The 1,347-nt window shown below is 74.8% G+C and carries 1 protein-coding gene; it reads left to right on the top strand.

What is annotated here, in order from left to right:
* Nucleotides 1–1,347: CHAT domain-containing protein (locus AWZ10_RS45630; protein ID WP_159058618.1), on the top strand; the 1,347-nt coding region annotated here is incomplete at both ends.

Raw genomic sequence — 1,347 nt, 5'->3', positions numbered from 1 at the left:
CCCGCCGGCTGGAGCGGCTCGACACCCAGCGAAGGCTCGCCGAGGCCGCCGGTCTCGCCAGTGACGCCGCCGCCATGTGCCTGGCCTGCGGGGATCCCGAGCGGGCGCTGAGTCTGTTGGAGCTCGGCCGCGGGGTGCTCCTCAACCGCCGGTCGGGGATCCGCGCCGACCTCGCGGACCTCCACGACGCCGACGCCGATCTCGCCCGGCGCTTCGAGGAACTGCGCGACGCGCTCGACCGGCTGGACCATCCTCCGCTGCCGCTTCCGGCCCCGCCGTCGGCGACGGAGGTGACCGGCCGGGAGCGGGAACGACGCCGGGATCTGGAGGCCGAGCTCGACGTCGTGATCCGCAGGATCAGGACGCTGCCCGGGCAGGCCGGTTTCCAGCGGCCGCCGTCGGTCGCGTCGCTGCTCGCCGAGGCCGCGCACGGTCCGGTCGTCGTGGTGAACGTCAGCGGGTACCGCTGCGACGCGCTGCTGCTCACCGCCGAGGGGCTGCGGCAGGTGCCGCTGGACGGCCTGGACGCGGACGAGTTGGAGCGGGTGGCGGACGTGTTCCACGCGGACGTCGTCACCGCGCTGGATCCCCGGGCTGCCCAGGACGACGTCGACGGGGCCAACGAGCGCATCACGGCGACGCTCGACCTGCTGTGGCGGGAGGTGGCCGCCCCGGTCCTCGCCGAACTGCGGTTGACGGACCGGGACCCCCGGGTCTGGTGGGTGCCGACCCAGGCGCTGTGCCGACTGCCGCTGCACGCCGCGACGGCGGCCCAGGACGCCTCGCGGTCGCCGACGGACGGCACGGTGTCCCCGGAATCATTGGTGGACCGCACGGTGTCCTCGTACACGCCCACGGTCACCGCGTTGCACCGCGCGCGAGCCCGCGGCGCGGTGCCGGACCGCACGGTGGCGGCCGTCGTGCACGCCGACGTGCACCGGCCGGGACTGCCGGAGTTGCCCGCCGCCCGCCGCGAGGCGAGGGCGGCGGCGGACCGCCTCGGCGTCGAACCGCTGGACCTGGCCCAGTGCGAGCGGGCCGTCCTGATCGACGCGCTGATCAACTGCACCCATCTGCATCTGGCGCTGCACGCGGTGGCGGACCAGGACGACCCGGGTACCAGCCGTTTCCTGCTGCCGGACCTCGATCTGACGTTCGCCGAGATCGCCGCGCGCAGGGGCGGCTGGGGCCGTCTCGCGTACCTGTCGGCATGCGAGACGACGTACACGCCCCGCGCTCTCGCGGACGAGGCGATCCACCTCACCTCCGCGTTCCTGGTGGTCGGGTTCTCCGGAGTGATCGGCACGCTGTGGCGGGTACCGGACGCCGTCGCCGAGGCGGCGGCCC

The organism is Streptomyces europaeiscabiei (assembly GCF_001550375.1).
Classification (GTDB): Bacteria; Actinomycetota; Actinomycetes; order Streptomycetales; family Streptomycetaceae; genus Streptomyces; species Streptomyces europaeiscabiei.
Note: the sequence above shows the minus strand (reverse complement) of the source record. Positions and strands in the feature narration are given on the sequence as shown.